Source organism: Pseudomonas sp. MDT2-39-1, from assembly GCF_054898085.1.
Map to the genome: position 1 here is coordinate 2567233 of NZ_CM142716.1, position 17980 is coordinate 2585212.

The 17980-nt window shown below is 58.6% G+C and carries 15 protein-coding genes; 12 read left to right on the forward strand and 3 right to left on the reverse strand.

Features of this window, described 5'->3' with window-relative positions; translation table 11 throughout:
- Window positions 1-53 precede the first annotated feature (53 nt).
- Complete coding sequence (locus ACYZTM_RS12400) at window positions 54-1046, forward strand: alpha/beta hydrolase family protein (RefSeq protein WP_131061002.1); 993 nt, start codon at window positions 54-56, stop codon at window positions 1044-1046.
- 124 nt (window positions 1047-1170) lie between these two features.
- On the opposite strand, the gene ACYZTM_RS12405 is transcribed toward ACYZTM_RS12400, so the two are convergent.
- From ACYZTM_RS12405 to ACYZTM_RS12415, 3 genes are read right to left on the reverse strand one after another with little or no spacing between them, the layout of a single operon-like run.
- The gene (locus ACYZTM_RS12405) at window positions 1171-1938 is read right to left on the reverse strand and encodes a DnaJ domain-containing protein (RefSeq protein ID WP_131061001.1); all 768 of its coding nucleotides are present in this window, start codon (window positions 1936-1938) and stop codon (window positions 1171-1173) included.
- Window position 1939: 1 nt separating this feature from the next.
- Window positions 1940-2611, reverse strand: coding sequence for an N-acetylmuramate alpha-1-phosphate uridylyltransferase MurU (gene murU, locus ACYZTM_RS12410; protein WP_131061000.1), 672 nt, complete (start codon window positions 2609-2611; stop codon window positions 1940-1942).
- Entirely contained in the window at window positions 2608-3627 is a 1020-nt protein-coding gene (locus tag ACYZTM_RS12415) for an aminoglycoside phosphotransferase family protein (RefSeq protein ID WP_131060999.1), read from the reverse strand. Before ACYZTM_RS12415 ends, murU begins: the two co-directional genes overlap by 4 nt.
- 130 nt (window positions 3628-3757) lie before the next feature.
- On the opposite strand from ACYZTM_RS12415, the gene ACYZTM_RS12420 reads away from it, so the two are divergent.
- The 11 genes from ACYZTM_RS12420 to ACYZTM_RS12470 all read left to right on the forward strand — a co-directional run bounded on the left by ACYZTM_RS12420 (window position 3758) and on the right by ACYZTM_RS12470 (window position 17949).
- On the forward strand, window positions 3758-6556 hold the full coding sequence (locus ACYZTM_RS12420; protein WP_461988849.1) for an LPS-assembly protein LptD: 2799 nt from the start codon (window positions 3758-3760) through the stop codon (window positions 6554-6556).
- On the forward strand, window positions 6537-7853 hold the full coding sequence (gene surA, locus ACYZTM_RS12425) for a peptidylprolyl isomerase SurA (protein WP_461988850.1): 1317 nt from the start codon (window positions 6537-6539) through the stop codon (window positions 7851-7853). Before ACYZTM_RS12420 ends, surA begins: the two co-directional genes overlap by 20 nt.
- A complete protein-coding gene (gene pdxA, locus ACYZTM_RS12430; protein ID WP_461988851.1) occupies window positions 7850-8839 on the forward strand; it encodes a 4-hydroxythreonine-4-phosphate dehydrogenase PdxA in 990 nt (329 codons plus the stop codon). The genes surA and pdxA overlap by 4 nt, the downstream gene beginning before the upstream one ends.
- Window positions 8836-9654 carry a 16S rRNA (adenine(1518)-N(6)/adenine(1519)-N(6))-dimethyltransferase RsmA gene (gene rsmA, locus ACYZTM_RS12435; protein ID WP_461988852.1) on the forward strand — a complete coding sequence of 273 codons (819 nt, stop codon included), beginning with the start codon at window positions 8836-8838 and terminating at the stop codon, window positions 9652-9654. The genes pdxA and rsmA overlap by 4 nt, the downstream gene beginning before the upstream one ends.
- A gap of 123 nt (window positions 9655-9777) precedes the next feature.
- Window positions 9778-10158 carry a Co2+/Mg2+ efflux protein ApaG gene (apaG, locus tag ACYZTM_RS12440; protein WP_461988853.1) on the forward strand — a complete coding sequence of 127 codons (381 nt, stop codon included), beginning with the start codon at window positions 9778-9780 and terminating at the stop codon, window positions 10156-10158.
- A complete protein-coding gene (locus tag ACYZTM_RS12445) occupies window positions 10158-11033 on the forward strand; it encodes a symmetrical bis(5'-nucleosyl)-tetraphosphatase (protein WP_461988854.1) in 876 nt (291 codons plus the stop codon). The genes apaG and ACYZTM_RS12445 overlap by 1 nt, the downstream gene beginning before the upstream one ends.
- Window positions 11034-11072: 39 nt before the next feature.
- The gene (gene glpE, locus ACYZTM_RS12450; RefSeq protein WP_131060992.1) at window positions 11073-11402 is read left to right on the forward strand and encodes a thiosulfate sulfurtransferase GlpE; all 330 of its coding nucleotides are present in this window, start codon (window positions 11073-11075) and stop codon (window positions 11400-11402) included.
- Window positions 11403-11698: 296 nt separating this feature from the next.
- Window positions 11699-13621, forward strand: coding sequence for a PrkA family serine protein kinase (locus ACYZTM_RS12455; RefSeq protein ID WP_010467160.1), 1923 nt, complete (start codon window positions 11699-11701; stop codon window positions 13619-13621).
- A 204-nt stretch (window positions 13622-13825) separates the two neighbouring features.
- The gene (locus tag ACYZTM_RS12460; RefSeq protein WP_131060991.1) at window positions 13826-15097 is read left to right on the forward strand and encodes a YeaH/YhbH family protein; all 1272 of its coding nucleotides are present in this window, start codon (window positions 13826-13828) and stop codon (window positions 15095-15097) included.
- Window positions 15094-16656: a SpoVR family protein gene (locus ACYZTM_RS12465; protein ID WP_131060990.1), complete on the forward strand. Its 1563-nt coding sequence runs from the start codon at window positions 15094-15096 to the stop codon at window positions 16654-16656. The genes ACYZTM_RS12460 and ACYZTM_RS12465 overlap by 4 nt, the downstream gene beginning before the upstream one ends.
- Before the next feature lie 63 nt (window positions 16657-16719).
- Entirely contained in the window at window positions 16720-17949 is a 1230-nt protein-coding gene (locus tag ACYZTM_RS12470) for a multifunctional CCA addition/repair protein (RefSeq protein ID WP_461988855.1), read from the forward strand.
- The last annotated feature ends 31 nt before the right edge of the window (window positions 17950-17980 follow it).

Consider the following 17980-nt stretch of genomic DNA (forward strand, 5'->3'; position numbering starts at 1 on the left):
AATACTGACCAACCCATTAGGCTGCCGGAATAACTTCTGGCCTGGAATATCCGATGCCCCCTGTCTACCGCCTGGCACTGCCAGCATTGTGCCTGTCGCTGATCCTGCCTTGCGCCTTTTCCGTCGAGGCGGCCGACCCGGCACCTGCATCTGCGGAAAAACCCGCGGAAGAAAAACCGGTCGAACGCCAGCCACTGCTTGAGCGTAGTCAGGAAGAAGCGACAGCCCTTGAGCGAAAAATCCCGGCGCAGGAACAGCAACAACTGCAAGCCGGTGCCGACACTTTTCTTGCTTTGTGGAAACCGGCCAACACCGCCGAGCCCAAAGGCGCGGTGATTATCATCCCGGGCGCCGGTGAAACCGTTGACTGGCCGCAAGCTATCGGCCCGTTGCGTAACAAATTGCCCGACGCGAAGTGGAGCAGCCTGAGTATCACCTTGCCCGACCTGCAAAGCGATGCCATTGCGCCCCGCGTCGTGGAAATGCCGCCAACGCTCAAGGCGCCGGAAACCGGTAGCAAGGACTCGACCACGGCGGCACCCATCGAGCAAGCCGCCGGTGGTGAAGCGGAAGTTGCCGACAAGGCCATCGCTGAAACCACCGAGGAGCAAGCCAAGGCCGATGCCGAACGTATCTTTGCTCGCATTGATGCAGCCATTGCCTACGCCGAGCAGCAAAGCGCTCGCAGCATCGTCGTGCTGGGGCATGGCACCGGCGCTTATTGGGCGGCGCGTTATCTGAGCGAGAAGCAGCCGTCGCAAGTGGAGAAGTTTGCGATGGTGGCGGTGCAGACGCCCGCCGCGGCGAAACCCGAACTGGCGCAATTGACGCCAACGTTGAAGCTGCCGACCGTCGATATTTTCTATATGGACAAGCCGCTGGATCGCAACGCTGCACTTGAGCGGATGCAGGCCAGCAAGCGATTGAAGACTCCGGCGTTCAGCCAGGTATCGCTCAAAGCGTTGCCCGGTAATGCCAAGGCTGAGCAAGAGCAGCTGGTGCGCCGGGTTCGCGGGTGGTTGAATCCGCAGAAGGCGGCGGACTGACAGACCGCGTCGCCCCGTTCGCGGCAAGCCTCGCTCCTACAGATTCTGTGTCGTATGACGCGGACCCTGTAGGAGCGAGGCTTGCCCGCGAAGACGGAATTACTGGCGACACATCTCTTTCCGGCTACCGAAAATCCCGCCGCTCACGAATCAACGTGTATGCCGTATGCAGTTCACGAGTCTTGTCAGTCGCCTCCCGCACCTGCAACGCCGTCGCCCCGCTGCCGGCAATCTTGTCCGGATGATGACGACTGAGCAGGCGTCGATAGGCACGCTTGATCTGCGCCGGCTCGCTGGTCGCCGAGACCCCCAAAAGCCGCAAGGCCTCTTGATAAGTCAAAGCACTGCTGACTTGCGGTCGCAGATGCGGCTCATAGTCCGCCGCCAGCGCCTGCACCTGATGCCGCGTCCAGCCCAGCCACTTGCCCCATTGCGCAATCAGCTCGCGCTCGGCATTGCCCGCACGGCCATCGGCCCAGACCATCCGCCAACACGCGCGCAACACGCCTTCCGCTGCATGAGGCTGAACGCTCAAGCGCCGCAGATATCCGCGTAACCGGTCGTTGCCTGACTTGCCGCGATTGAATGCAGCAATCGCCCGCCGCTTTGCAGGCTCGGTCATTTCCAGCGAATGCATTTCCTGACGCGCCTGCAGGATATGTCCCTCCCCCACTCGCCCATCGCTCTTGGCCAAGCGTCCCAGCAACACAAACAACAGTTCATCGTTACGCAGCATCGGACGACCGCCAAGCTTTTCCCGCAAATGCCCCCAGCTTTGCAAGTGCAAGCGCCGATCCAGCGCCTGTCCCAACAAAGCGCCGAGCATGGCCCCCGGAATGCTGGCTATGGCAAAGCCCGCTCCGGCTCCAATCAGAGTCCCTGGCCACAACATGTCAGCGTCTCGCTTCTATCAGAGTTTCAACTTCAGCCAGGCGTTCGTGCGTGCCGACATCCACCCAGTGTCCATTCAGGCGTTCGCCGGTTACTTGTCCATCAGCCATGGCTTTGCGCAGCAACGGTGCCAGTTTGAAGGCACCGGCCGAGCAACCGTCGAACAACTGCGGATGCAGCACGGCAATGCCGCTGTAGGTCAGGGTGGCGGTGTCCAGTTGACCGTCGTGCACTTGCCCATCGACCAGCGTGAAATCGCCGGTCGGGTGATGGGCCGGGTTTTTCGTCAGCACCAGATGCGCCAACCCGGCGATGGGTTGATGCAGCACACTGAAGTCGTAGTCAGTCCAGATGTCACCATTGACCACCAGGAAAGCCTCATCGCCCAGCAACGGCAACGCACGGAAGATCCCGCCACCGGTTTCCAGTGGCTCACCTTCTGCTGAGTACTGAATACGCAGGCCGTATTGCGAACCGTCACCCAGGTAACTTTCGATCTGCTGGCCGAGCCAGGCGTGATTGATCACGATCTCGGTAAACCCGGCGATCGCCAGGGCTTTCAAGTGGTACTCGATCAGAGGCACGCCGCCGGCACGGACCAACGGTTTTGGTGTGGTCAGGGTCAGCGGGCGCATGCGCTCGCCTTTGCCGGCCGCCAGAATCATCGCCTTCATGCATGGGCTCCAGCACGCAGACTCAGCAGCAACACATCCAGCTCAGCCAGTTCAGGACGGCGGGCGACCACCGCTTCTATATAGGCAAAGAAGCGCGGCACATCGGCCAGGTAACGCGGCTTGCCGTCGCGGTGGCAGATACGGGCGAAGATGCCGATCACTTTCAGATGACGCTGCACGCCCATCAGGTCGCTGGCCCGCAGGAAGTCTTCAAAATCGGGTTGCACGGGAATGCCGAGATCGCTGGCTTGCTGCCAGTAATTTTCCAGCCAGCCGCGCACACGTTCCTCGGGCCAACTGAGGAACGCGTCCTTGAACAGGCAGGTCACGTCATAGGTCACCGGGCCATAGACCGCATCCTGGAAATCCAGCACGCCCGGGTTCGGTACGCTGAGCATCAGGTTGCGTGGCATGTAGTCGCGATGCACCAGCACTTTTGGCTGGGCCAGGGCGCTGTCGATCAGCAGCTCGGTCACGTTCTGCCAGAGCATCTGCTGCGCCGAGTCGAACTCGATGCCCAGCTCCCGTTTCACGTACCACTCAGGGAACAGCTCCAGCTCGCGACGCAGCAATGCCACGTCATAACTTGGTAGCGGTGCAACCATCGGCAATTGCTGAAAAGCCAGCAGTGCTTGCAGGGCATCATTGAACAAATCGTCGGCGTTTTCGCTGTCGATCACGTCCAGATAAGTCTTGTTGCCGAGGTCATTGAGCAAAAGAAAACCGCGCTCGAGGTCTTCGGCGTAAATTTTCGGCACATTTATTCCGGATTTCGCCAGCAAAAAAGCGATATCCACGAAGGGTTTGCAGTTTTCCTGGGGCGGAGGCGCGTCCATCACGACGAAACTCCGGCCCTCGCCTTCCCATCGGAAATAGCGCCGAAAACTCGCATCGCTACTGGCCGCAGTCAATGTGGCCGGGGGTACGGCGCCCCAACCTTGTTCTGCAAAGAGGGTTGCCAACTGCTCATCGAGCCAAACTTTCAGGTGTTGCAAACGTACATCTTGGTCAGGCATTGCAAGGGTCTCCGACGGCGCTAGCCGTCAAGCGGGTCATGCTTTATTATCCAGCATCTTTTTCAGACCATCGAGAGGCGTGCGGCCCACACCGCGGGCAGATGGCACGCAGGAAGCCCGGACTAATAAGATGGCATTGAAATCCCCCGCGTTTCGTAAAAAATTTCCGTTGTTGGTTACCGGCAGTCTGCTGGCCCTGCAACCCCTAGCCACTTCATTCGTGGTCGCCGCGGAACAGTATGACTGCTCAGTCTCTGCTTCGGGTGCCTGGGACTGTGCGCCAAAAGCGCCAGCGGCGGCATTGCCTCCGCGTCCCGTCCATGACGGCAGCGCAGTTTCCGCCACCGGCGAACCTGCGACCGAGAATGGCACCAGTGAAGACACCGGCGCCAAGCCTGTGCTGGTTACCGAGTCCAAAGGCCGCGGCCTGAAGTCGCGTAGTGCAGACTACAGTCACCTCGACTGGGTTCCGCGCGAGAACCTCACGGCGGCGCAACTGGCCGAGACCGGTCCTTACTGCTCTGGTTCCTATATCGAACCGATTCGTCCTGGCATGAATGACAAGACGAATAAAAGTGACGCCCCGACCTTTATCGGCGCCAAGGCCTCTCGCTACAAGCAGGATGAGCAAATTGCGACCCTGGCCGGTGACGTCGTCATGCGTCAGGGCAGCATGCAGGTCGAAGCCGACGAAGCGAACCTTTACCAGGCTGAAAGCCGTGGCGAACTGAGCGGCAACGTGCGCATTCGCGACAACGGCGCGCTGATCGTGGGCGACCACGCCGACGTGCAGCTCGATACCGGTGAAGCCAAGGTCGATAACGCCGAATACGTGATGCACAAATCCCGTATCCGCGGTAACGCGCTGTACGCCAAACGTGCCGAAAACGCGATCATCCGCCTCAAGGATGGTACGTACACCACGTGCGAACCGAACAGCAACGCCTGGCAGCTCAAAGGCAACAACATCACCTTGAACCCGGCGACCGGCTTCGGCACCGCGACCAACGTGACACTGCGGGTCAAGGACATTCCTGTCCTGTACACGCCGTACATCTATTTCCCGATCGATGACCGTCGCCAGTCCGGCTTCCTGCCGCCAACCATCGGCACGGGCACCGATACCGGCTTCATGCTGGTGACTCCGTACTACTTCAACCTGGCACCGAACTACGACGCCACGTTGTACCCACGCTACATGAGCAAGCGCGGCCTGTTGATGGAAGGCGAGTTCCGCTACCTGACCAAGTCCAGTGAAGGTCAGTTCGGCGCCGCGTACCTCAACGACGAAGACACCGAACGCAGCAAGCAGACCGATTACCAGAAAAACCGCTACATGTATAACTGGCAGCACAAGGGTGGTCTGGATTCGCGGGTCTTGACGCAAGTCGATTACACCAAGATCAGCGATCCGTATTACTTCCAGGATCTGCAATCCGATCAAATCGGTGTAAAGAGTGCCGATTACGTCAACCAGCAAGGCTCTGTCAGCTATCGTGGCGACAGTTACACTGCGCAACTCAACGTTCAAGCTTACCAACTCGCTACCATTTCTAATATCACGCCATACGATCGACTGCCTCAAATCACCTTTAATGGTCAACTGCCTTATCAGCCGAATGGCTTGCGTTTCGATTACGAAACCGAAGCTGTTCGCTTTGAACGTGACCTGCGCGATGGCACGTTTTCCGATGAAGACGGCAACGTTAGCGCGCGCCTGGACAGCAACGTTACAGGTCTGGCTCGCGCCAACGGTAATCGGCTGAATTTGAAGCCGGGCGTTAGCCTGCCCCTGGATTGGACCTATGGCTTCCTGAAGCCTTCGCTCAAGTACCAATACACACAGTACGACCTGGATCTAGACAGCTCTGGCAAAGATCAGATTGCCGCGCAAACAGCTGAGACCGACCGACTCAACGGTACCTACAGCCGCAACCAAAGCCGTGGCGTTCCAATCGCCAGTATCGATAGCGGTCTGTATTTCGATCGTAGTACCACATGGTTCGGAAAGAACTATCGCCAGACTTTGGAACCGCGTCTCTTCTATCTCTATGTACCTGAGAAAGACCAGTCCGATATCCCGATATTCGATACAAGTGAATCCACCTTCAATTACTCGTCGCTATTCCGGGAGAACCGTTTCTATGGGTCCGACCGTATCGGCGACGAGAACAAGCTGTCATTGGGCGTCACCAACCGCTGGATCGAAGACAACGGGTTCGAGCGCCAACGCATCAGCGTCGGCCAGGCCTTGTATTTCAAGGATCGCAAGGTCCAGCTGCCGGGTATCGATGCAAATACCCGCACCGACGCGCAGTCCGACGTTTCCCCGTATGCACTGGAATACGAATTCCGCTTCAACCGCGACTGGCGCGCCACCGCAGACTACAACTGGGACCCGGACAGCCGCAGCCCTCGCTCGGGCAGCGCTATGTTCCACTACCAGCCTGAAGACAACCCGAACAAGGTCATCAACGCCGGTTATCGCTATCGCAATGACCAGGTCCGTTATGACCAGACCACCGGCCAATGGTCGGTGGGTGGTGGTGACTATGGCACCCCGGGCACTCCTGGCTACGTGAAGGATTACTACAAGATCCAGCAGCACGACTTCTCGGTGATCTGGCCGATCGTGCCGCAATGGAACGCCATCAGCCGCTGGCAGTACGACTACAACCGCAACCGTACCCTGGAAGCCTTCGGTGGTTTCGAGTACGACAACTGCTGCTGGAAACTGCGCTTGATCAACCGTTACTGGGTCGACTATGACGAATTCAGTCAGGAAGCCCCAGAAAACGAAAAAGGCGACCACGGCATCTTCCTACAAATTGTTCTGAAGGGACTCGGCGGCCTTACCGGCGCCAAAGTAGAGAGTTTCCTCGACAAAGGCATTCAAGGTTATCGTGCACGTGAAGACCAAGCTTTCTGATTGTCTGCGCCCGCTAGTGTTGGGCGCGCTGTTCCTGGGTACTGCGGCGAACGCCGCAGTACAGTCCATCGATAAAGTGGTGGCCATTGTCGACAACGACGTGGTCATGCAGAGCCAACTGGACCAGCGTATTCATGAAGTTCAGCAAACCATCGCCAAACGCGGTGCTGCGGTGCCGCCGGCCGGCGTGCTGGACCAGCAGGTGCTTGAGCGCCTGATCGTTGAAAACCTGCAATTGCAGATCGGCGAGCGTTCCGGCATCCGCATCACCGATGAAGAACTGAACCAGGCCGTCGGCACCATTGCCCAGCGCAATAACATGTCGATTGATCAATTCCGCGCCGCCCTGACTCGCGACGGTCTGTCTTACGACGACGCCCGCGAACAGATCCGTCGCGAAATGATCATCAGCCGTGTGCGCCAGCGTCGCGTGGCAGAGCGTATCCAGGTGTCTGAACAGGAAGTGAAGAACTTCCTGGCTTCCGACCTCGGCAAAATGCAGCTGTCGGAAGAATTCCGTCTGGCCAACATCCTGATTCCTACACCGGAAAGCGCCAACTCCGATGCGATTCAGAATGCTGCCAAGCAAGCGGACGCGGTCTACCAGCAACTCAAGCAAGGCGCCGACTTCGGTCAGTTGGCAATCGCCAAATCCGCCAGCGAAACCGCACTGGAAGGCGGCGACATGGGCTGGCGTAAAGCTGCTCAATTGCCACCTCCGTTCGATCGCATGCTGAGCACCATGACGGTTGGCGACATTACCCAGCCAATGCGTACGCCGGGCGGCTTCATCATCCTCAAGATCCTCGACAAGCGTGGCGGTGAAACCCAGACACGTGACGAAGTGCACGTGCGTCATATCCTGGTCAAACCTAGCCCGATCCGTGACGAAGCAAAAACCAAAGCCCTGGCTGAATCGCTCTACACCCGAATCGAAGCGGGCGAAGATTTCGGCGAACTGGCGAAAAGCTTCTCGGAAGATCCGGGTTCCGCCCTCAACGGTGGCGACCTGAACTGGATCGACCCGAACGCATTGGTGCCTGAATTCCGCGAAGTGATGGCCAAGACCCCGCAAGGTCAGCTGTCCAAGCCGTTCCAGACCCAATACGGCTGGCACGTTCTGGAAGTCCTTGGCCGTCGCGCCACTGACAGCACCACCCAGGCCCGTGAGCAGCAAGCGATGACCGTACTGCGTAACCGCAAATACGACGAAGAGCTGCAAACCTGGCTGCGTCAGATCCGTGACGAAGCGTACGTAGAGATCAAACTCACTGGTGCAGACCAGGCAACGCAGTGAAACCCAAACGTTTCGCGCTGACACCCGGCGAGCCGGCCGGCATAGGTCCTGACCTGTGCCTGCTGCTCGCCTCGCAAGCCCAGCCACACCCCCTGATTGCCATTACCAGCCGCGACCTGCTCCTTGAGCGGGCCGCGCAACTGGGCGTGGTTGTCGATTTGCTGCCGGTAACCCCGGACAGCTGGCCGGATGTACCCGCGCCAGCCAACAGCCTGTATGTCTGGGATACACCGCTCAACGCCAAGGTCACCGCCGGGCAACTGGACAAGGCCAACGCGGCTTTCGTCCTGGAAACCCTGACCCGAGCTGGCCAAGGCTGCCTGGACGGGCATTTTGCCGGCATGATCACGGCCCCTGTGCACAAGGGCGTGATCAATGAATCCGGAATTGCCTTCTCCGGGCACACCGAATTTCTCGCTGACCTGACCCATACCGCGCAAGTGGTGATGATGCTTGCCACCCGCGGCTTGCGCGTGGCGCTGGTCACTACACACCTGCCCCTTCGAGAGATTGCCGACGCAATCACGCCGGAGCGTCTGGAACGGGTCACGCGCATTCTGCACACAGACCTGCAACAAAAATTCGGCATCGCCCAGCCACGTATCCTGGTCTGCGGGCTAAACCCGCACGCCGGTGAAGGCGGACACCTGGGCCATGAAGAAATCGACATCATCGAACCTACATTAGAGCGCCTGCGCGGCGAGGGCATGGACCTTCGCGGCCCCCTGCCCGCCGACACTCTGTTTACCCCCAAATATCTGGAGCACTGCGATGCAGTGCTGGCGATGTACCACGACCAGGGCCTGCCGGTACTGAAGTACAAAGGCTTCGGCGCGGCAGTCAACGTGACCCTGGGCTTGCCGATCATCCGCACGTCGGTCGACCACGGCACTGCCCTGGATCTGGCCGGCAGCGGCAAAATCGACACCGGCAGCCTGCAAGTCGCCCTGGAAACCGCCTACCAGATGGCCGAGACCCGTTTATGACCGAACATTACCAACACCGGGCGCGCAAGCGTTTCGGCCAGAACTTCCTGCACGATGCCGGTGTTATCGACCGCATCCTGCGCTCCATCCACGCCAAACCCGAAGACCGCCTGCTGGAAATCGGCCCGGGCCAAGGTGCATTGACCCAAGGCCTGCTGGGCAGTGGCGCGCAACTGGACGTGGTGGAGCTGGACAAAGACCTGATCCCGATCCTCAATCAGCAGTTCGCCGGGAAGAGCAACTTCAACCTGCATCAGGGTGACGCGCTGAAGTTCGACTTCAACAGCCTGAACGCAGCTCCCGGCAGCCTTCGGGTTGTAGGCAACTTGCCGTACAACATCTCTACGCCGCTTATTTTTCACTTGCTGCATAACGCCAGCCTGATTCGCGACATGCACTTCATGCTGCAAAAGGAAGTGGTCGAGCGCATGGCGGCAGGTCCTGGCGGCGGTGACTGGGGTCGCCTGTCGATCATGGTTCAGTACCACTGCCGCGTCGAGCATCTGTTCAACGTTGGTCCGGGCGCGTTCAACCCGCCTCCAAAAGTCGATTCGGCCATTGTGCGCCTGGTGCCTCATACAGTGCTGCCGCACCCGGCCAAGGATCACAAGCTGCTGGAGCGCGTGGTGCGCGAAGCCTTCAACCAGCGCCGCAAGACCCTGCGCAACACCCTCAAATTGCTGCTAAGCAATGACGAAATCACCGCCGCCGGTGTCGACGGGAGCCTTCGTCCAGAGCAGCTCGACCTCGCCGCCTTCGTGCGCCTGGCCGACAAGCTCAGCGAACAAGCCCCACACACACCCACCGTCGACTGACAGGCGACGAGTGTGATCGGGTAGGACACCAGCGCCCATGTCTGGTTTACTACCCGATACTTGGCCTAGACTGAGTTCAATCATCTAAGCCCCGCGTCTCGCTTCGTTTTTAAGGCCTCTTGCATGTCCGATCCTCGTTATCAGGTCGACGTCAGCGTCGTCACCCGCTATCTGGCAGAACAATCGCAACCCGAGCAAAACCGCTTTGCCTTCGCCTACACCATTACCGTGCACAACAATGGCGAGCTACCGGCCAAACTGCTGTCGCGGCACTGGGTGATCACCGATGGCGACGGGCATGTGGAGGAGGTCAAGGGTGCGGGTGTCGTGGGTTTGCAGCCTTTAATCCAGGCCGGTGAAAACCACACCTACAGCAGCGGCACCGTCATGACCACCAAGGTCGGCACGATGCAAGGCACTTATGAGATGGTTGCCGACGACGGCAAACATTTTGACGCCATCATCGTTCCCTTCCGCCTGGCGGTACCCGGAGCCCTGCACTGATGACGACGTATGCCGTCGGAGACCTTCAAGGCTGCCTTGAGCCGCTGCAATGCCTGCTCAAACAAGTCGCTTTCGACCCTGTAAAGGATCGTCTGTGGCTGGTGGGCGATCTGGTCAACCGTGGCCCGCAGTCGCTGGCAACCTTGCGCTTCCTCTATAGCATTCGCGAATCGCTGGTGTGCGTGCTCGGCAACCATGACCTGCACTTGCTGGCGGCCGGGCAGAACATTGAACGCCTGAAGAAAGCCGACACCCTGCGCGAGATCCTCCAGGCGCCAGATGCTGCGGAACTGCTGGAGTGGATGCGTCAGCAAAAGTTCATGCACTACGACGAGCAGCGCAACATTGCCCTGGTCCATGCCGGCATCCCGCCACAGTGGTCGCTGCGCAAAGCCTTGAAATGCGCCGCTGAAGTCGAAGAAGCCCTGCGCGACGACAACCGCTTCCCGGCCTACCTTGACGGCATGTACGGCAACGAACCAGTGAGATGGGACAACGACCTCAAAGGCGTAACCCGCCTGCGCGTGATCACCAACTATTTCACCCGCATGCGCTTCTGTACCAGCGAGGGCAAACTCGACCTCAAGGGCAAGGAAGGCATCGATACCGCGCCGCCGGGTTATGCGCCGTGGTTCAAGCACAAGGATCGCAAAACCAAGGGCCTGAAGATCATCTTCGGCCACTGGGCGGCGCTCGAAGGCCAGTGTGACGAGCCAGACGTCTTCGCACTCGACACCGGGTGTGTCTGGGGCGGCTCCATGACCCTGATGAACGTCGACACCGGTGAACGCCTGCTGTGCAAATGCGACGAACATGGCCACACCTTACCGCCAGTCGCACCCCCTACCCCCGAACAAACGTCAGCCAGCGCCTAGCGCTAGACTGCGCTTTCAGCCGAGCCACAGGAGCCCGCCATGAGCGAATTCAAACGCATCCCCCCAGAACAGGCACAAGCCCTGCGCGAACAAGGCGCAGTGGTGGTCGATGTCCGTGATCCTGCTACTTATGCCGCGCTGCACATCGCCGGCTCAAAGCATCTGGACAATGTTTCCATTTCCGACTTCATCCGCGCCGCCGATCTTGATGCCCCTACGGTAGTGGTCTGCTATCACGGCAACTCCAGCCAGAGTGCCGCCGCTTACCTGATCAGCCAGGGCTTCTCCGACGTGTACAGCATGGATGGCGGTTTTGAGCTGTGGCGTACGACTTATCCTGCGGAAACGGCGCAAGGCACGTCCGAATAATTTTTTTGTAACGTGCAAGCCCCGGCCCCTGCGGGCTCGCGCGGTGGCAGACGAACGGTCTGCCACAACTAATTACGTATCTCGCCTTTACCTCCCGAATTCCCAACTATCCTTAAGCGCAGGCCATCCAAAACAGGGGAGAGCCGGTACACCGGCGCGCGGGTCATCGGGAGTAGCTTTCGGGGTAGTCAGCTCCGAAAGAGTTCTGGGGGGTAAACAGCAACTGCATATCCGGTTGCTGCCAGCATCGACTGAATGATCCGGCGTCGGCTCCACGTATCGAGCGAGGTGACGTCATGAGTATCTTTAGCCACTTCCAACAACGCTTCGAGTCCACACGCCAGGAAGAACTCTCGCTGCAAGAGTATCTTGAGCTGTGCAAACAGGACCGCAGCGCCTACGCCTCCGCCGCCGAGCGTCTGTTGCTGGCCATCGGAGAACCGGAGCTGCTCGACACCTCGACCAACTCGAGACTGTCGCGAATCTTCTCCAACAAGGTGATCCGCCGCTATCCGGCCTTTGAAGACTTCCACGGGATGGAAGAATGCATTGACCAGATCGTGTCGTATTTCCGCCATGCCGCTCAGGGCCTGGAAGAGAAGAAACAAATCCTCTATCTGCTCGGCCCCGTCGGTGGTGGTAAATCGTCCCTGGCCGAGAAGCTGAAACAGCTGATCGAGAAAGTGCCCTTCTACGCCATCAAGGGCTCGCCGGTATTCGAGTCGCCGCTGGGTCTGTTCAACGCCACTGAAGATGGCGCGATCCTCGAAGAAGACTTCGGCATTCCGCGGCGCTACCTCAATACCATCATGTCGCCATGGGCTACCAAGCGCCTGGCCGAATTCGGCGGCGACATCAGCCAGTTCCGTGTGGTGAAACTGTATCCGTCGATCCTCAATCAGATCGCGGTGGCCAAGACCGAACCGGGCGATGAAAACAACCAGGACATCTCGGCGCTGGTGGGCAAGGTCGATATCCGCAAACTGGAGGAATACCCACAGAACGACGCCGATGCCTACAGCTACTCGGGCGCTCTGTGCCGGGCCAACCAGGGCCTGATGGAATTCGTCGAAATGTTCAAGGCGCCGATCAAGGTCCTGCACCCATTGCTGACCGCCACACAGGAAGGTAACTACAACAGTACCGAAGGCCTCGGTGCGATTCCGTTTACCGGGATCCTGCTGGCTCACTCCAACGAATCGGAATGGCACACCTTCCGCAACAACAAGAACAACGAAGCCTTCATCGACCGGATCTACATCGTCAAAGTGCCGTACTGCCTGCGGGTCAGCGACGAAGTGAAGATCTACGACAAGCTTCTGTTCAACAGTTCCCTGGCCAAGGCCCATTGCGCGCCCGACACCCTGAAAATGCTCGCCCAGTTCACCGTGCTCTCACGCCTCAAGGAGCCGGAAAACTCCAACATCTACTCCAAGATGCGTGTGTATGACGGCGAGAACCTCAAGGATACCGACCCGAAAGCCAAGTCGATCCAGGAATACCGCGACAACGCCGGTGTAGACGAAGGCATGAACGGTCTGTCGACCCGGTTTGCGTTCAAGATCCTGTCCAAGGTCTTCAACTTTGATCCGCACGAAATCGCCGCCAACCCGGTGCACTTGCTGTATGTGCTGGAACAACAGATCGAACAGGAACAATTCCAGGCCGAGACCCGCGAACGGTACCTGCGCTTCCTCAAGGAGTACCTGGCACCGCGTTATATCGAATTCATCGGCAAGGAGATCCAGACTGCGTACCTCGAGTCTTACAGCGAATACGGCCAGAACATCTTCGATCGCTACGTGCTGTACGCCGACTTCTGGATTCAGGATCAGGAGTACCGCGATCCGGAGACCGGCGAAATCCTCAACCGCGTCGCGCTGAACGAAGAGCTTGAGAAAATTGAAAAACCGGCCGGCATCAGCAATCCGAAGGATTTCCGCAACGAAATCGTCAACTTCGTACTGCGCGCCCGGGCCAATAACAACGGCAAGAACCCGACCTGGCTCAGCTACGAAAAACTGCGGGTGGTCATCGAGAAGAAAATGTTCTCCAACACCGAGGACCTCCTGCCAGTCATCAGCTTCAATGCCAAGGCCAGCAAAGAGGACCAGCAGAAGCACAACGACTTCGTCACACGGATGGTCGAGCGGGGCTACACCGACAAACAGGTACGACTGCTGTCCGAGTGGTACCTGCGGGTCAGAAAATCACAGTAATCCGCTGCCGGTCAGACCGGTTGTCGTCAGCCAGAGACCTGTGTGCGCTTTTTCTGTTACACAGACCTCTGGAAGGTGTTCGAAAGTTGGAAGCGAAGTTCAGGCAGCATCCAAAGCGCTTGGGGGAGCGTGAACATCCCTTGGCACTCGGCACGATGCTGCATAACCGCTCGCCCCTTTCAGGACAGCTTCTAAGGAGCAGTCATGAGCTATGTGATCGACCGACGTCTCAATGGCAAGAACAAGAGCACGGTGAACCGTCAGCGGTTTCTGCGGCGTTACCGTGATCACATCAAAAAGGCTGTCGAAGAGGCGGTCAGCCGGCGCTCCATTACCGATATGGAACACGGCGAACAGATCAGCATCCCCGGCCGCGACATTGACGAGCCGGTGCTTCACCACGGTCGGGGTGGCAAGCAGACCGTCGTGCATCCGGGCAACAAGGAGTTCACCAGCGGCGAGCACATTGCCCGCCCGCCTGGAGGTGGCGGTGGCAGAGGCCCCGGCAGGGCCGGTAACTCGGGCGAAGGGATGGACGAATTCGTCTTCCAGATCACCCAGGAGGAATTCCTCGAATTCATGTTCGAGGACCTTGAGCTGCCGAATCTGGTCAAGCGCAACCTGACCGGCACCGACACCTTCAAGACCGTGCGCGCAGGTATCAGCAACGAAGGTAACCCGTCGCGAATCAACATCATCCGAACCTTGCGCTCGGCCCATGCCCGGCGAATCGCCCTGTCTGGCAGCAGTCGGGCAAAATTGCGCGAAGCCAAAGACGAACTGCTGCGACTCAAGCGGGATGAACCGGACAACTTCGGCGATATTCAGGAAATCGAAGCAGAAATCGAAAAACTTAGTGCGCGCATCCACCGCGTGCCGTTTCTCGACACCTTTGACCTCAAGTACAACCTGCTCATCAAGCAGCCGAACCCAAGCTCCAAAGCGGTGATGTTCTGCCTGATGGACGTGTCCGGCTCTATGACCCAGGCGACCAAGGACATCGCCAAGCGGTTCTTCATCCTGCTGTACCTATTTCTCAAGCGTAACTACGACAAGATCGACGTTGTGTTCATCCGCCACCACACCAGCGCCCGCGAAGTGGATGAGGAAGAGTTCTTCTACTCCCGGGAAACCGGCGGCACCATCGTCTCCAGCGCCTTGAAACTGATGCAGGAGATCATGGCCGAACGCTATCCGAGTAACGAGTGGAACATCTATGCCGCCCAGGCCTCCGACGGCGATAACTGGAACGACGACTCGCCGATTTGCCGCGACATTCTGATCAACCAGATCATGCCGTTCGTGCAGTACTACACTTACGTTGAGATTACCCCGCGCGAACATCAGGCTTTGTGGTTTGAGTACGAACGTATTGCTGAAGCCTTCTCTGACAATTTTGCCCAGCAGCAACTGGTCTCGGCCGGGGATATCTATCCGGTCTTCCGTGAACTCTTCCAGCGCAGGTTAGTGACATGACCGCCAAAGAGCAGAAGCGCCAACCCATTTCCACCGGCTCCGAATGGACGTTCGAGCTGATCCAGGCCTACGACAAAGAAATCAGTCGTCTGGCGGCTCGTTATGCCCTGGATACCTACCCCAACCAGATTGAAGTGATCACCGCCGAGCAGATGATGGATGCCTACGCCTCCGTCGGCATGCCGCTGGGTTATCACCATTGGTCCTACGGCAAACACTTCCTCAGCACCGAGAAGTCCTACAGCCGTGGGCAGATGGGGCTAGCCTACGAGATCGTGATCAACTCCGACCCGTGCATCGCGTACCTGATGGAAGAAAACACCATCTGCATGCAGGCCCTGGTGGTTGCTCACGCCTGCTATGGCCACAACAGCTTTTTCAAGGGCAATTACCTTTTCCGCACCTGGACCGACGCCAGTTCGATCATCGATTACCTGGTCTTCGCCAAGCAGTACATCATGCAATGCGAAGAACGCCACGGCATCGACGCGGTCGAGGACCTGCTGGATTCCTGTCACGCGCTGATGAACTACGGGGTCGATCGCTACAAACGCCCGTATCCGATATCGGCTGAAGAAGAACGCCGTCGGCAGAAGGATCGGGAAGAGCATTTGCAGAAGCAGATCAACGATCTGTGGCGGACCATTCCAAAAGGTGCGGACAAGTACAGCGACAAGGACAACGCACGCTTCCCCGCCGAACCTCAGGAAAATATCCTGTACTTCATCGAAAAACACGCCCCGCTACTGGAGCCCTGGCAGCGGGAAATCGTGCGGATCGTGCGCAAGATCGCCCAGTATTTCTACCCGCAACGCCAGACCCAGGTGATGAACGAAGGCTGGGCCACGTTCTGGCACTACACGCTGATGAACGATTTGTACGACGAAGGACTGGTCACCGACGGCTTCATGATGGAGTTTCTGACGTCCCACACCAGCGTGGTCTATCAACCCGGCTTCGACAGCCCCTACTACAACGGCATCAACCCCTACACTCTGGGTTTTGCCATGTACCGGGACATCCGGCGCATGTGTGAACACCCAACCGAAGAGGACTACCGCTGGTTCCCGGAAATTGCTGGCACTGACTGGTTGTCTAGCATCAAGTTCGCCATGAGCAGTTTCAAGGATGAGAGTTTCATCCTCCAATACCTGTCACCCCAAGTGATCCGCGACCTGAAACTGTTCAGCATTCTCGATGACGACCAGAAGGACGATCTGCTGGTGCCAGCCATTCACGATGAGCCGGGCTACCGGATCATCCGTGAAACCCTGGCGGCCCAGTACAACCTCGGCAATCGCGAACCCAACGTACAGATCTACAGCATCGACCGCCGCGGCGACCGCTCCCTGACCTTGCGTCACCAGCAGCACGACCGCAAACCGCTGGGTGAGTCCACCGAGGAAGTGCTCAAACACCTGCATCGCCTCTGGGGCTTCGACATTCACCTGGAAACCCTGCAAGGCGACCAGGTCATGAAAGTTCAGCACGTTCCACCCAGAAGTGAACACGCTGAGGGGGATTACGGAAGACTGGATCTGGCCGTCATTCATCTTTGATCCTGTTTCTGCCTCCGGAAGTTCGACGCAACGGTTATTCTGTCGGGCTAACGGAGGTTTTTTATGCGGATTTATAAAGTCGGCGGCGCGGTACGCGATCGCTTGCTGGGCAGGCCTGTCACCGATATCGACTGGGTCGTGGTCGGCTCCACCACCGAAGAAATGCTCGCCCAGGGCTATCGCCCGGTTGGCGCTGACTTCCCGGTATTCCTTCACCCCAAGAGCGGTGAGGAGTACGCCCTTGCCCGTACCGAACGCAAAAGCGGACGTGGTTACGGCGGCTTCACCTTTCACGCCAGCCCCGACGTCACCCTCGAAGAAGACCTGATCCGTCGTGACCTGACAATCAACGCCATGGCCGAAGACGATCAGCAGAACCTGACCGATCCTTATCACGGCCAGCGAGATCTCGAAGCTCGTGTACTTCGCCACGTTTCCCCCGCGTTCGCCGAAGATCCGCTCCGTGTGTTACGCGTTGCCCGCTTTGCCGCCCGTTATGCCGGGCTGGGTTTCATCGTCGCGCCTGAAACATTGGAGCTCATGCGTCAACTCAGCGAGTCAGGCGAACTGGAGGCGTTGACTGCCGAGCGCAGCTGGAAAGAGATTTCCCGTGCTCTCATGGAAGATCAGCCACAGGTGTTCATCGAGGTGCTGCGTGAATGCGGCGCGCTCAAGGTGTTGATGCCGGAAGTCGACGCCCTGTTTGGCGTGCCCCAACCCGAAGCCCATCATCCGGAGATCGACACTGGCGTGCACACCCTGAGCGTGCTCGAACAAGCAGCGCTGCACAAACAACCGCTGACCGTGCGCTGGGCGTGCCTGCTGCATGATCTGGGCAAAGGATTGACGCCCAAAGAAGAGTGGCCACGCCACATTGCTCATGAACACAAGGGTTTGAAGCTGATCAAAGCGGTCAACGAACGCTTCAAGGCTCCGAAGGATTGTCAGGAACTGGCATTGCTGGCGGGCCAATATCACACCCATGGCCACCGCGCCCTTGAGCTGAAACCCTCGACGTTGCTGGAGTTGTTGCAGAGTTTTGACGTTTACCGTCGGCCTCAGCGATTTGAAGAGTTCATTGCGGCGTGTGAAATGGACGCCCGCGGACGCAAAGGTCTGGAGCAGAGAAGTTATCCACAGGCGGAATATTTGCGCGGGGCGGCGACTGCGGCCCAAAGCGTGGCGGTACAGCCGTTGCTGGAGAAGGGATTCAAGGGGCCGGAGCTGGGCGAGGCGATCAAGCGTGAGCGGCTCAAGGCGCTGAAGGCTTACAAAGAGGCGGCGTCTAGCTGAAAAGCTTCGCGGGCAAGTCGGATCGCCGCCC